The following is a 12,730-nucleotide window of genomic DNA, read 5'->3' as shown; positions in this document are numbered from 1 at the left end:
GACCCTTAGAGACACGTTTAGAATGAAAAGCAGGGAGTGATTCAGAATGAATATAAAAGAAGCCGCCAGACAGACGGGTCTCACGAAAAAAGCCATCAAATATTATGAGCAGGAAGGTTTAATCACCGTCAGCAAAAACCCTGATAACGGATACCGTGAGTATTCCGCTCAGAACGTGAATACGCTGAAAATGATTGCCGCCCTCCGAATGCTGGCACTGTCTGTAAGCGATATTAAAGCGTTCCTCTTAGAGGGCAGCAGTCTGCATGATATACTGCGCCAGCAGCATCAAAAGCTCAGCCGGCAGATTGAAGAGCTTGAGCAGGAACGGAAACTGACTGAAATGCTGATCAAGCGCGTGGAAGATGCGGAAAATGTCGATTCAATTTTGCATGATATCGGCGAGGTCAAAATAGATGAACCGAAGTATATGGGACTTCAGCTGAAAAAACTGTTCCCGGGAGATTTCGGAGAATTTATCGCCGCGCTGTTTGAACCGTTCCTCGACTTTTCTATTGATACAGATGAGAAAAAAGCGATATGGGCGGAGCTTATTAAAGTATTGGATGATATGGAAGAAGTTCCGGCTGAACACCCGATGATGCAGCTGGTCGGCAAGGAGGATCCGGCTCAGCTCCAGCAGCACAAAGTCCAGCATGACCAATTTATCGAGCGGATTTTGGAGAGAGACCCTGCCACTTGGGACACTCATAAAAACATCATCATTCAGCTTGTGAAAAGAGTGCAGACAGATGAAGAATATAGAGAAAGCCTGATCAAGGTCGGAGAATCCGCTTCTGATCTGCCCGCGCTGAAGGCGGGATCGCCTTTCAGCAATCTTCTTCAAAAGCTCAGCCCGAAATATGACGCGTACGTGCGACTTCAGCTTGAACTGAAAAAAGAAGCCGACGAGGAACTCGGCTTTGATTCAGAAGCATATTTAAAAGAGATGCTTCAATCAAAAAAACGCTAAGGTTCGTTTCCTTAGCGTTTTCTTTCTTCAGCCTCAGTGCTGCGCGTTAATGCGGTCAACGACATTAGCGATGAGCTGCTCTTTTCCTAAGTCGGAATCTTCGTCAACGCTTGCTACTGTCAAAATGATGGCCGCTACCGCAAGAGCGATCGTCTCAATGGCGGCCGCCGCGTTTAAAAATACCCATACAGCCGTTGCGCATTGGCCGATGGCCGTTGATTTTCCTTTGTCCATGCTCTTTTTGTCAAACTCTTCTTTCAGCACTTTCGCCATAATCTGCGAACCTTGATCAATGACGCTGTTCACTTTCTCATAATCGCCGCTGTAGACCGCCGCTTTCAACTCTTTAAAATAATCCGGCGATGACTTTTTAATATCAGTGATCACCTGATCGGAAACTTGCTTTAATTCATCCTGATCAATCTTTTTGACAGCCTTGGTATCCCATACTTCAGGAAGGAGCTTTGCGACCTCACCTTGTCCGAAAAAGATGCCGGAAAAAATGTCTTCACCCGAATAAGAGACGGATGGCTCAGTTTTCGCCGCGGCATGCGGGCCGACTAATGCAACCATTAAAACAAACACCAGCATCATGGCAGCTGCGGACTTCTTGCTTTTAACCATATAATTTCCTCCTTTTCCTTTTATTGAAAAAATTGTATCTGATAAAAAGGGGATTGTAATGGTTCAAAGCTACTGTTTTCTCTGCCGGCACCAAAAACAGGACCAAAATACCAGCCACCGTAATGGAAAACGAGGTAAGCCCCAGCATAACGGCAAAGATTTCGTGCATAAAAATGGATATAAACAATATCAGACGCCAATATGTTTTCGGAGCGAACAAAGCGCAGAACATAATGGTTTGCACAATAAGCGTGCCCCAAGTCGGGATGATGACAAGCTTGGATTGCAGGATAAAGTCAAACAGACCGTGAAGCGCATCCGGCAGACCCAGCATCGGATCGTTCAAATAGTAATAAACGGCAGTTCCGTTCTGCCACTCTTCTTCCATCAGTTTGGCAATGACGGAGTTAAAATACAGCATTGCGACCTGTATTCTGATGATTGTCAGCGTCGCCCAGCACAAGGAGCGGTAATAAGGCTCAAGCGGCCTTTTCTCAAAAGACGCCTCGTACGGAGACCAGTGCCATTTCCGCGGATCGGTTAATGTCAGCGGGAGCAGCAGCAGTGTAAAAACGGCAGCCACCTGATCTCCTCCGTCAAGGGTAACGGCGGAGTTTTGGAAGCTGTACGAAATCCACCAGTGAAAAAAACCGGTGATTCGCGGCCGCCAGCCAATGACGACAAGGATTAACATACAGATACAAACGGCTTTGACGATCTCAATGTAACGGAAATCGGGAAACAGCAGAAACAGGCTGAACGTGTCGGAAAAACCGAGCATTTGATTTTGCGTTTTGAAGAAGACAGACGCCGGATTGAACAGCAATGTCAGCAGCGTGCCGAGCGCGATTAAGCTTCTGGCAAGCCCGTACACATTTGTCCAAGGCGGATTCTTCATCATCCATAAGGTGAGCTGCTTTTTTGCATCCTGAATCAATTGACATCCACTCCGATGTATTTTTTGATGGTTCTTTTCGTTTCGGTATGCTGGCTCCATGCCCACGGGGTAATGCGTTCATATGTAATGATCATTTTCCCTTTCAGCCTTGGGGAGGGGGACTCATTTTTCATTTTCAAAAATGTGGTATCCTTAAAGTCTTGGCCAGCCGAAAAGTCATTCCACTTCTCTTTGGAAGGCAGCTTTTCCAGCATAAGGCCGAGCTCTATCCCTTGCGTCCGCCCGTAGCGGTTTAAGCCGATCACATTTTTCAGAGAATTATTCGGCCATCTGAGCTCCTCATCGGCATCAAGAAGATAGATGTTCAAGCTGTCTTCTCTCGGATCTTTACTGAAAAATCCCCAGCTTTGCGGATAAATCATGGAAACGGTTTTGGATTGATGCTTGGTTAATTGGATGGCAGAGCTTGGCAGTGCCGCGATGACGGTAAAAAACAAAACGATGATCCAGGCGGCCATGATAAAAAGAAAGAATGAAAACATGCTGGTTTGCTTCTTGTCAGTCAATTGAAACCCTCCTAGCGTATGGAAATTTCATTGACATGATTATACACCAATCAACAGGTAAAATATTGATAAATTAGTTTTTTTCGAACTAATATACTATTATATGTAAAAAAAGGGAGTGTTCATATGTTTTTGATGAATGATAAAGTGCTGTGGGGAGCTGTGGTTCTCGCCTTTATTCTGTCGATTGTGTTTTATCCGTTTCTTCCTGCTGATATGGCCATTCACTATGACGTGTCAAACCGTCCGAATACATCAATCAATAAAACGGCCGGCGTCCTGATTTTTCCTGTGCTCATGATGATCTGCATGTTATTCAGAAAAAAGGTCGTCCAGCTATTCCTCGTCGTTTACTGTCTGCTGATCGTGCATATTGCCGTGATGTGGCTGGCACTGTAAACATAAAGAAAACCGGAGCCCTTAAGCTCCGGTTTTTCTTATTTATAAAATACTTTCTCAATGTTGTATTTCGACTGAAGGGTATTGATCGCGTACGTTTCGTAAATCTCTCTTTCCATCGGATCATTTACGACACATACTTCAATTTTATACACTTCGTCCCTGTGATGTTTAACAGGCGACACATTGTCTTCAAAATGCTTTTTGATCCTTTGTCTTAATTTACGGGCTTTCCCGACAAACAGCAGCTCATCATGAATGTTATAAAACATAAATATGCCGCCTTTGTCTCTCGGAATTTGGTGAAAATCAATGAAACCGTAAATCGCTTTAATCGCCGGTTCATTCTCCGACGGTGACTGCTGCCGTTCCGTAATGGTTACATCAGGAGCAGGAAGGTTTATTTTTATCAAAATGGGTCACGTCCTCTTATTCATTAAAGCTCCATCCTATCATAAGAATGCACCAAAAGCTATTTTTTATTCAAGCGCCCCGGCCGGATCATAAAGGCTTAAATCAATTTCCGTCTGCTGACCGAGCGCGAGTTTCGCCAGTTCAGCCCCCAGATACGGCCCGCTCGTCAGTCCTGAGGCGCCCAGCCCGTTGGCAACGAGGAGTCCGCTGATATTCGGCACTTTGCCGATGACAGGAAGAAAGCCGGGAGTAAACGGCCTGAAACCGACTCTTGTCTCTATTACAGTACTGTCTGAAAGGCCTGGCGCCACGGTTAATGCTTTGTCAAAAATCTCGCGGAGGCCGCCGGCCGTCACCCGCAAATCCATGCCGGTATCGTTTTCATGAGTCGCACCCGCTATGATTCTGCCGCTGTCAAAGGCGAGAATGTATTGATCGTTTGGGGGCATGACGACGGGCCAGCCGCCCGTCTCCTCTCCCTGAAGCTCTAAATGAACGATCTGCGCCTTTTGGTATGATACTGAAAAACGGATGCCGAGCGGCTCAAGCAGCTCTCTCGCCCAAGCGCCGGCCGTTACGAGAACCTGGTCGGCAGTAAGCGTGCGTTCTGCGGTTTTCACACCGATGACGGCACCGTCCTCTGTCAATATTGACGCTTCTTCATTGTAAACAGCCGCTCCGTACTTAACGGCCGCATTTAACAGCGCCTTACGAAGCGCCCTCCCGTTCACCCGGGCCGCGCCGCTGACATGAACTGCCCCGTATTCCTCCGACAGCGCGGGGAACAGCGCCTTCGTTTCTTCCGGAGTCAGTCTTGTAATGTCACCGATTTCAGGGGCATCCTCTCTTCTTTTATAAGCTCTTTCCTCCATTTGGCTGAGCTTTTTTTCATCCGTATGGAGGCTGACGGCACCGACCTTTTGATAACCGGTTTCTGTTTCTCCGTCCGCTTCAAGCTGCTGTATCAATCGTTCATAATAACGGGCGCCGCCTTTTGCGATCGCATACCATGCCTGATTGCGCCGCTGCGACAGCCACGGGCAAACGATCCCCGCCGCGGCGTCAGTCGCTTGCCCCGGGTGTTTCCGGTCAATGACCGTTACATCCGCCCCGGCCTTTGCGAGATGATAAGCCGCGGACGCACCGAGAATGCCGGCCCCGATAATCATATAAGACTTCATGTGTAACACCTTTTCTATCTGTTTTGTCTTATTTATTTTAACAAATAGAGCGCTTTGCTTCGACCTTTTGCCCCCATATGAAAAAGCAGAAGGTCGACCAATCTCTTCGCTCTCCTATCAAAGATTCCATCTATCAATAGAGAAAAGGTGATGTCTTAAACGTAAATCATCATGGATGTGAAGAAAACACAGACCCTAAATCGACAATCGCAAGCTTTCAAACAGCAGCCAGTATCAATTCAAAAGTCATAATCAACGTATATACAGATCAAGAACAAAAGAGAACATCAAAGAACGCGGCTAAGTATCAAGCCCCGTCCTTATTGAGAGGATAAAGGCATTATCACTATTATCCTTCCACTATATAAACTGATCTATCATACTATTTTTTAGTAAAAACAAAAGTATAGTATCCATCAGCTTCTCCGGTTTTCATCTTAATCGCTGATCTTCCATAGGCTGATTTACTGCTGATTTTACCATGCATTGTAGAATACTGCGTTAGGGTACCTGTAGACTTTCTTTTGTATGGTTTAAAGGCTATATATCCAGATTGGCCTTTTTTGAGCGTAAAGGAATATGTAGTAGAATAAGATTTTGCTGACGTAAAATTAAAACTAGCTCCATAGTTTATAGCTTGAATTTCTGATGAAGCATTAACACTGTAAGACTTAGATACAGTAGCTTGCGTCTGTTTATCTACTCTGCACGATGATGTAGTACACTTAATTGTTGCTGAAACTTTAATAGGGTCACCATAATATTTAGTGGCTGATTTTTCTTTATATCTCCAATATCTAAGATCAACGTCAGCATAGGGCTTAAATTCTAATTCGTCATTACTTTCCTCAGAAACAACAAACTCATTCTCTAAATCTTCGTTTTCTTTTATTTCAGTCGTTTTTTCATATTCATCTTTTGAAACAGGTACAAGCCCATGTTCTGACGCTTTGAATGGTGCGATTACTGCACCTTGTTCCTCATCATAAAATTTTTCTACATTTGAATCAGATAGATTAATGGTATATTGCTCGACAGCGAATCCTTTCGAGGGATTTCCAAAAACCATCAAAAATACCACGAAAACTGCAATCAAAAGCGTAACTTTCTTTTTCATATACATCCTCCTTATTTTATGACACATCAAAATATTACCAGAGAAGTATATTTTTGTAAACTAGGTGTGATTAATTTATACTAGGAATTAACAAATAATATATTCCAGATTTCTTATCCACATGAGGGGTTACATTGTTATCTGTCTGAGTTTCAATTTTCAGATTTTTCGTTTTGTTAAATCCAGCATATAACTTATATTTTTTACCTGAATAAGACTTTACATCAAATGAAATATCTGTCTTATTATTCTGATTTTTAAGCGCTACACCATTTCCATTCTTTACCCATATAACTTTTTTATCTTTCCATGCCAATGTTCCTGTTCCTATACCTATTTGTTTATTTTCTTCAAATTTGTATATCACAACTTTTTCATTGTCAATTTCCTTTGTTTCATATATAAAATCAGTGATATAAGGTGATTCTTGTTTAGCATACTGTAAAGCTTCATGTTCAGTATTAAATTTTTTCGCTGAATCAGGAGTTTCATTATTCTTAATAAAAAACAAACTGATTATGAAAATAATACAGATGACCAATAAACAAATAATGATCTTTTTCCCCTTCATAACAATAGTCCTCCAATTTAGAAACATATTAGCTATTATTATAGCAATTTTACAGTAATAAAATAAAGCTCCTATGGATTTAATTTCAAAATAGTCAGTCATTAGTTATTCGATTTCCTCATTTTATTATGAAACGCGGCATTACATTTAACATCCCAAATCAATTCGGACGGTTTGCGGCAGATATATTACAACCGTTCCCCATCTCTTCCTATACGTGGTTTATCGGTGATGGAGAGGCGTATATTGAGTTCAAAGAAGACACCGATACAGACCTGTTTCCGCAAAATCAGCGCATCATTCAGGGTCAAGAACTCCGTCAGCGTCTGGAATGAAACCCTTATTATATGATTTTTGCTGAATTGAAAGCTTTCCCGGGCGGGATGGTAACGGAAATCAATACGTATGAGGAATATTTGGAGAGTTCCTGTGAGCTTGTGCTTCTCATTGCAGATTGCTCGTATGTAACGTTATATTGCAAAGATCCGGTTATGCTCGAAGCCCTTTATCAGCAGGCTGTACAATGCGGGTTTCACCGCGTTGACTATGTTACAGATGAGAATGACGCAAGAACGGGATTGTCTGTCTGGTGAAGGTCGTTCTTTTTATGAAGCGCCGGATAGGGCTTAGGATTCAAAATATTGACAAATTCGTGTGTTTTCAACAAAAAAACAACCCCCTCATGTATACTGAGTGCGTAACTTACATATGAAAGGGGTATGGCAATGAAAATCAGCTTGAAGAAAAAAGCAGGTTTTTGGAAGAAGACGGCGGTTTCATCTCTTATTTTCACCATGTTTTTTACCCTGATGATGAGCGGTACGGTTTTTGCGGCCGGGCTGAATAAGGATCAGAAGCGCCGGGCGGAACAGCTGACCAGCATCTTTGAAAACGGAAAGACGGAAATCCAATACGGATATGTTGAAGCGTTGGATGACGGAAGAGGTTACACTTGCGGGCGGGCCGGCTTTACGACGGCTACCGGAGATGCGCTGGAAGTAGTCGAAGTCTACACGAAAGCGGTGCCGAATAACAAATTGAAAAAGTATTTGCCTGAATTGCGTCGTCTTGCGAAGGACGAAAGCGATGACATCAGCAATCTGAAAGGATTCGCTTCTGCCTGGCGCTCACTTGGCAATGATAAAGCCTTCCGCGCTGCCCAAGATAAGGTAAATGACAGCTTGTATTATCAGCCGGCGATGAAACGTTCAGAAAATGCCGGACTGAAAACGGCCTTGGCAAAAGCAGTGATGTACGATACGGTGATTCAGCATGGCGACGGCGATGATCCGGACTCCTTTTATGCCCTGATTAAACGCACGAACAAAAAAATGGGCGGGTCACCGAAAGACGGAACTGACGAGAAGAAATGGCTCAATAAATTCTTGGATGTGCGCTATGACGATCTGATGAATCCGTCAGATGAGGACACTCAGGATGAATGGAGAGAATCGGTTGCCCGTGTCGACGTTTTCCGCGATATTGTTAAAGAGAAGAACTACAATTTAAACGGGCCGATTCATGTCCGGTCAAGCGAATACGGTAATTTCACTATTCAATAAACAAAAAAACCCCGCCACATGGCGGGGTTTTACTATTAACCGATGGAACCTTCCATTTCGAATTTAATCAAACGGTTCATTTCAACTGCGTATTCCATCGGAAGTTCTTTTGTGAACGGCTCGATGAAGCCCATAACGATCATTTCTGTTGCTTCTTCTTCAGAAATACCGCGGCTCATCAAGTAGAAAAGCTGTTCTTCAGAAACTTTTGATACTTTCGCTTCGTGCTCCAATGAAATGTTGTCGTTCAGGATTTCATTGTAAGGGATTGTATCAGAAGTTGATTTGTTATCCATAATGAGCGTATCACACTCGATGTTTGAACGGGCGCCGTCCGCTTTTCGTCCGAAGTGGACGATACCGCGGTATGTTACTTTTCCGCCCTGTTTGGAAATCGATTTTGATACGATTGTGGATGACGTATTCGGTGCAAGGTGAATCATTTTCGCACCCGCGTCCTGATGCTGTCCTTTGCCCGCAAGAGCGATAGAAAGCGTCATGCCGCGCGCGCCTTCACCTTTCAGAATGACAGCCGGATATTTCATCGTCAATTTAGAACCGATGTTTCCGTCAACCCATTCCATCGTCGCGTTTTCTTCACAAACCGTACGTTTCGTTACTAGGTTGTAAACGTTGTTCGCCCAGTTTTGAATTGTTGTATAACGGCAGTAGCCGCCTTTTTTGACGATGATTTCAACAACCGCGCTGTGAAGCGAGTTTGTTGTGTACACAGGAGCCGTACAGCCCTCTACGTAATGAACGCTTGCTTCTTCGTCAACGATGATCAGCGTACGTTCGAACTGACCCATGTTTTCGGAGTTGATGCGGAAGTAAGCTTGAAGCGGTGTTTCAACCTTCACGCCTTTAGGCACGTAGATGAAAGATCCGCCGGACCAAACAGCTGAGTTCAGCGCCGCAAACTTGTTATCAGTCGGCGGGATAACTTTCGCCCAGTGCTCGCGGAAAATGTCTTCATTTTCTTTCAGCGCGCTGTCTGTGTCTTTGAAGACGATGCCTTGCTCTTCAAGATCTTCTTTCATATTGTGGTACACAACTTCGGATTCGTACTGTGCAGAAACACCGGCAAGGTATTTTTGCTCAGCTTCAGGAATACCGAGTTTGTCGAATGTCTGTTTAATTTCCTCAGGCACTTCATCCCAAGAACGCTCTGAACGCTCAGACGGCTTTACGTAATACGTAATTTCGTCAAAGTTTAAAGAGTTTAAATCCCCGCCCCACTGCGGCATCGGCATGTTGTAGAAATGCTCAAGAGATTTCAGGCGGAAATCAAGCATCCATTGAGGCTCTTCTTTCATGCGTGAAATTTCTTCTACGATTTCTTTTGTCAATCCGCGCTCTGAACGGAAAATGGAAACGTCCTTATCGTGAAAACCGTACTTGTATTCACCAATTTCAGGCATTTTTTTAGCCATCCATTTTCACTCCAATCTTTTAATTGCCGCCTTTTTCGCCAGCGACTCCTTTTTCAAGTGCTTTCCATGAAAGGGTGGCACATTTAATCCGGGCCGGGAATTTCGAAACGCCTTGAAGGGCTTCAATATCCCCGAGATCTATTGAGTCGTCATACTCTTTCCCTTGCATCATGTCTGAGAAAATCTTAGACATGGAAAGGGCGGTATCAATATCTTTTCCTTTAATCGCCTGCGTCATCATGGAAGCTGAAGCCATGGAGATGGAGCAGCCTTCTCCTTCAAACTTCGCTTCCTGAACGGTATCGCCGTCAAGCTTCATTGTCAGTCTGATCCGGTCGCCGCAAGTCGGGTTGTTCATATCGACGACGATGCTGTCATCCAAAACCCCTTTGTTGCGCGGATTTTTGTAATGATCCATGATCACTTGTCTGTATAATGTATCTAAATTTGCATTAAAAGACATTTGTAAAGTACTCCTTTGTCTTTTGGAGGGCTTCCGCGAGCTTATCGATCTCTTCCTCTGTATTATACAGATAAAAACTCGCTCTCGCAGTAGCAGATACATCCAGCCATTTCATGAGCGGCTGGGCGCAATGATGGCCGGCTCTGACCGCAATGCCCTCAGCATCGAGGACAGTCGCGACATCATGAGGGTGAACCTCATCAAGATTAAATGTCACAAGTCCCGCCCGCTCTTTCGGACCGTATACCGTCACGCCGTCTAGCTGCTCGAAACGGTCAAGCGCATAGGCTGCAAGCTTATGCTCATGCCGGGAAATCTCGTCGAGTCCGATCTCTTCAAGAAAATCAATCGCGGCTCCCAATCCGATCGCGCCTGCAATGATCGGCGTGCCTGCTTCAAATTTCCACGGAAGCTCTTTCCAAGTTGATTCATAAAGCCCTACAAAGTCGATCATCTCGCCGCCAAATTCGGCCGGCTCCATATTCTCAAGCAGTTCTTTCTTGCCGTACAGCACGCCGATTCCCGTCGGGCCGCACATTTTATGGGAAGAAAGCGCGAAGAAGTCGCAATCCAAGTCCTGAACGTCGATTTTCATGTGCGGTGTGCTTTGCGCCCCGTCCACCACGATGACCGCGCCATTGTCATGAGCGATTTTGGCGATCTCTTTAATCGGGTTGATCGTGCCGAGCACGTTTGACACATGAGCGACTGCCACGATCTTCGTATGGCTTGTGACAGTCTGCCGGACGTCGTCCAACGAAAGCGTGCCGTCTTCCTGCATCGGGATATATTTTAAAGTCGCGCCGGTTGCTTTGACAGCCTGCTGCCACGGAATGATATTCGCATGATGCTCCATTTGGGTGATGACCACTTCATCACCGGGTTTTAAGCTGGCGCGGGCATAGCTCAGCGCCACCATATTCAGTGAAGTTGTCGTGCCTTTTGTGAAAATGACCTCAGCCATTGACTTCGCATTGATAAACTTACGGACTTTTTCACGCGCACCTTCATAGCCGTCTGTCGCTCTCGTGCCAAGAGTATGAACGCCTCTGTGTACATTGGAGTTGTATTTGTTGTAATACTGATCCACTGCTTCAATGACAGCACGCGGCTTCTGGGAAGTCGCCGCGCTGTCAAGGTACACGAGGTCATGTCCGTTCACTTGCTGATGAAGGATCGGGAACTGTTCACGAATATCGGTGATATTCATTATTTTACTTTCCTTTCGATGACGGAGACGAGCTGTTTCTTAACTCCTTCAATCGGAAGCTCTTTTACCACCGGAGCAAGGAATCCGTAAATGACTAAGCGCTCCGCTTCTTCTTTCGGAATTCCGCGGCTCATTAAGTAGTAAAGCTGGATCGGGTCCACACGGCCGACAGATGCCGCATGTCCTGCAGTTACATCGTCTTCATCAATTAAAAGAATCGGGTTTGCATCTCCGCGTGCTTTTTCACTCAGCATCAGAACGCGGGATTCCTGTTCAGCGTTTGCTTTAGACGCGCCGTGCTCGATTTTGCCGATTCCGTTAAAGATGGAAGATGCGGCATCTTTCATGACTCCGTGCTTCAGGATATAGCCTTCAGAAGCCTTACCGAAGTGGATGATCTGCGTCGTAAAGTTTTCCGTCTGTTCTCCTCTTCCGACAACTACGGTTTTCGTATCGCCGTATGTGCCGTCTCCGTAGAGGTTTGTCGTGTTTTCAGAAATCGTGTCGCCGTCGTTCATCAGTCCGAGCGCCCACTCGATTTTGCTGTCGCGTCCGCGCGCGGCTCCGCGGCGGTTGACGTATGTTGTGACGCCTGCTGACAGGTTGTCAACGGCGCCGTACGTCACGCTGGCATTATCAGCTGTGACCACTTCACTGATAATGTTGAATACAGCTTCTTTCGGATTCACCGTGCTGATGTAGTTCTCAACGTAAGTGACGGAGCTGTGATCTTCAGCGACAATCAGCACGTGGTTGAACAATGCCGTGTCATTGCTTTCATGAACGTAAACGGCCTGAACAGGCGTCTCCACCTGAACGTTTTTAGGAACATAAAGGAATGCCCCGCCGTTCATTAATGCTGCATGAAGCGCAGTCAGTTTATGTTCGTCGACCTTAACGCCGTCTTTCATGAAATACTTCTCAACGAGATCGCTGTGCTCACGGGCAGCCGTTAAGATGTCCGTAAAGATGACGCCTTTGTCTTTCAGTTCTTTAGAAAGAGAAAGGAAAGCGGGCGTTTGGTCACGCTGCACATATAACGTTTTGTCTTCGTTTTCGATATCGATCAGCGCTTTTGCTTCATCAGCTAAATCTTCTAAAGAAGCAAGCGGCGCATTTTCTACTGTATGCTTGTTGAACTTTGTAAAGTTCCAATTTGTGATTTTTGTTTTATCAGGCTTAGGCAGCGGCAGATCTTCAGCTTTTTCAAGAGCCTGTAAGCGCAGGTTTTTCAGCCAGGCAGGTTCTTGATGCTTTTCGGAAAAGCCTTTGACATATTCCTGATCTACGGATAGTTTCGTTTCCAATGTCATGATTAT

The 12,730-nt window shown here is 45.1% G+C and carries 13 protein-coding genes and 2 pseudogenes; 4 read left to right on the top strand and 11 right to left on the bottom strand.

The features are described from left to right. The first annotated feature begins 46 nt into the window (after positions 1–46). On the top strand, positions 47–973 hold the full coding sequence (locus K3G25_RS13885) for a MerR family transcriptional regulator (RefSeq protein ID WP_121984697.1): 927 nt from the start codon (positions 47–49) through the stop codon (positions 971–973). Between the two features lie 33 nt (positions 974–1,006). Here the strand turns inward: K3G25_RS13885 and K3G25_RS13880 are convergent, their stop codons facing one another. The 3 genes and pseudogenes from K3G25_RS13880 to K3G25_RS13870 form a co-directional block, all read right to left on the bottom strand. Next, on the bottom strand, positions 1,007–1,597 hold the full coding sequence (locus tag K3G25_RS13880; protein WP_017418971.1) for a sporulation delaying protein family toxin: 591 nt from the start codon (positions 1,595–1,597) through the stop codon (positions 1,007–1,009). An 84-nt stretch (positions 1,598–1,681) separates the two neighbouring features. Next, positions 1,682–2,498, bottom strand: a pseudogene (locus K3G25_RS13875) (sporulation-delaying protein SdpB family protein); the annotation flags it as partial. A gap of 32 nt (positions 2,499–2,530) precedes the next feature. Beyond that, positions 2,531–3,061, bottom strand: a complete 531-nt coding sequence (locus K3G25_RS13870) for an SdpA family antimicrobial peptide system protein (RefSeq protein WP_017418969.1) — start codon at positions 3,059–3,061, stop codon at positions 2,531–2,533. Between the two features lie 126 nt (positions 3,062–3,187). Between K3G25_RS13870 and K3G25_RS13865 the strand changes: the two genes are divergently transcribed. Then, positions 3,188–3,460, top strand: a complete 273-nt coding sequence (locus K3G25_RS13865) for a DUF1648 domain-containing protein (RefSeq protein WP_007410095.1) — start codon at positions 3,188–3,190, stop codon at positions 3,458–3,460. A gap of 38 nt (positions 3,461–3,498) precedes the next feature. Here the strand turns inward: K3G25_RS13865 and K3G25_RS13860 are convergent, their stop codons facing one another. The 4 genes from K3G25_RS13860 to K3G25_RS13845 all read right to left on the bottom strand — a co-directional run bounded on the left by K3G25_RS13860 (position 3,499) and on the right by K3G25_RS13845 (position 6,743). Continuing rightward, complete coding sequence (locus K3G25_RS13860; protein ID WP_007410094.1) at positions 3,499–3,873, bottom strand: nucleotide excision repair endonuclease; 375 nt, start codon at positions 3,871–3,873, stop codon at positions 3,499–3,501. Positions 3,874–3,939: 66 nt separating this feature from the next. Next, complete coding sequence (locus tag K3G25_RS13855; protein ID WP_017418968.1) at positions 3,940–5,055, bottom strand: NAD(P)/FAD-dependent oxidoreductase; 1,116 nt, start codon at positions 5,053–5,055, stop codon at positions 3,940–3,942. Between the two features lie 382 nt (positions 5,056–5,437). After that, positions 5,438–6,172, bottom strand: a complete 735-nt coding sequence (locus tag K3G25_RS13850) for a DUF6060 domain-containing protein (protein WP_014418820.1) — start codon at positions 6,170–6,172, stop codon at positions 5,438–5,440. Between the two features lie 70 nt (positions 6,173–6,242). Beyond that, positions 6,243–6,743 carry a hypothetical protein gene (locus K3G25_RS13845; protein WP_029973603.1) on the bottom strand — a complete coding sequence of 167 codons (501 nt, stop codon included), beginning with the start codon at positions 6,741–6,743 and terminating at the stop codon, positions 6,243–6,245. Between the two features lie 128 nt (positions 6,744–6,871). On the opposite strand from K3G25_RS13845, the pseudogene K3G25_RS13840 reads away from it, so the two are divergent. Beyond that, positions 6,872–7,336: pseudogene (locus K3G25_RS13840) on the top strand (DUF2691 family protein). Between the two features lie 132 nt (positions 7,337–7,468). After that, positions 7,469–8,305: a chitosanase gene (csn, locus tag K3G25_RS13835; RefSeq protein WP_003151879.1), complete on the top strand. Its 837-nt coding sequence runs from the start codon at positions 7,469–7,471 to the stop codon at positions 8,303–8,305. 35 nt (positions 8,306–8,340) lie between these two features. On the opposite strand, the gene sufB is transcribed toward csn, so the two are convergent. From sufB to sufD, 4 genes are read right to left on the bottom strand one after another with little or no spacing between them, the layout of a single operon-like run. Beyond that, a complete protein-coding gene (gene sufB, locus K3G25_RS13830) occupies positions 8,341–9,738 on the bottom strand; it encodes a Fe-S cluster assembly protein SufB (protein WP_007410090.1) in 1,398 nt (465 codons plus the stop codon). A 19-nt stretch (positions 9,739–9,757) separates the two neighbouring features. Beyond that, entirely contained in the window at positions 9,758–10,201 is a 444-nt protein-coding gene (gene sufU, locus K3G25_RS13825; protein WP_003151877.1) for a Fe-S cluster assembly sulfur transfer protein SufU, read from the bottom strand. Further along, complete coding sequence (sufS, locus tag K3G25_RS13820; protein WP_014418823.1) at positions 10,191–11,411, bottom strand: cysteine desulfurase SufS; 1,221 nt, start codon at positions 11,409–11,411, stop codon at positions 10,191–10,193. Before sufS ends, sufU begins: the two co-directional genes overlap by 11 nt. Next, positions 11,411–12,724 carry a Fe-S cluster assembly protein SufD gene (sufD, locus tag K3G25_RS13815; protein WP_014418824.1) on the bottom strand — a complete coding sequence of 438 codons (1,314 nt, stop codon included), beginning with the start codon at positions 12,722–12,724 and terminating at the stop codon, positions 11,411–11,413. The genes sufS and sufD overlap by 1 nt, the downstream gene beginning before the upstream one ends. Positions 12,725–12,730 lie beyond the last annotated feature (6 nt).

Origin of the sequence: Bacillus sp. FCW2, from assembly GCF_021228595.1 — a bacterium.
Lineage (GTDB): Bacteria > Bacillota > Bacilli > Bacillales > Bacillaceae > Bacillus > Bacillus velezensis.
The sequence above is the reverse complement of the archived record's forward strand: the minus strand, read 5'-3'. Positions and strand labels throughout refer to the sequence as shown.

Excerpts from the sequence above, each read along its gene's own strand:
- K3G25_RS13885 (WP_121984697.1), top strand. The coding sequence starts at position 47 with ATGAATATAAAAGAAGCCGCCAGACAGACGGGTCTCACGAAAAAAGCC.
- K3G25_RS13880 (WP_017418971.1), bottom strand. The coding sequence starts at position 1,597 with ATGGTTAAAAGCAAGAAGTCCGCAGCTGCCATGATGCTGGTGTTTGTT.
- K3G25_RS13865 (WP_007410095.1), top strand. The coding sequence starts at position 3,188 with ATGTTTTTGATGAATGATAAAGTGCTGTGGGGAGCTGTGGTTCTCGCC.
- K3G25_RS13855 (WP_017418968.1), bottom strand. The coding sequence starts at position 5,055 with ATGAAGTCTTATATGATTATCGGGGCCGGCATTCTCGGTGCGTCCGCG.
- K3G25_RS13850 (WP_014418820.1), bottom strand. The coding sequence starts at position 6,172 with ATGAAAAAGAAAGTTACGCTTTTGATTGCAGTTTTCGTGGTATTTTTG.
- K3G25_RS13845 (WP_029973603.1), bottom strand. The coding sequence starts at position 6,743 with ATGAAGGGGAAAAAGATCATTATTTGTTTATTGGTCATCTGTATTATT.
- csn (WP_003151879.1), top strand. The coding sequence starts at position 7,469 with ATGAAAATCAGCTTGAAGAAAAAAGCAGGTTTTTGGAAGAAGACGGCG.
- sufB (WP_007410090.1), bottom strand. The coding sequence starts at position 9,738 with ATGGCTAAAAAAATGCCTGAAATTGGTGAATACAAGTACGGTTTTCAC.
- sufU (WP_003151877.1), bottom strand. The coding sequence starts at position 10,201 with ATGTCTTTTAATGCAAATTTAGATACATTATACAGACAAGTGATCATG.
- sufS (WP_014418823.1), bottom strand. The coding sequence starts at position 11,411 with ATGAATATCACCGATATTCGTGAACAGTTCCCGATCCTTCATCAGCAA.
- sufD (WP_014418824.1), bottom strand. The coding sequence starts at position 12,724 with ATGACATTGGAAACGAAACTATCCGTAGATCAGGAATATGTCAAAGGC.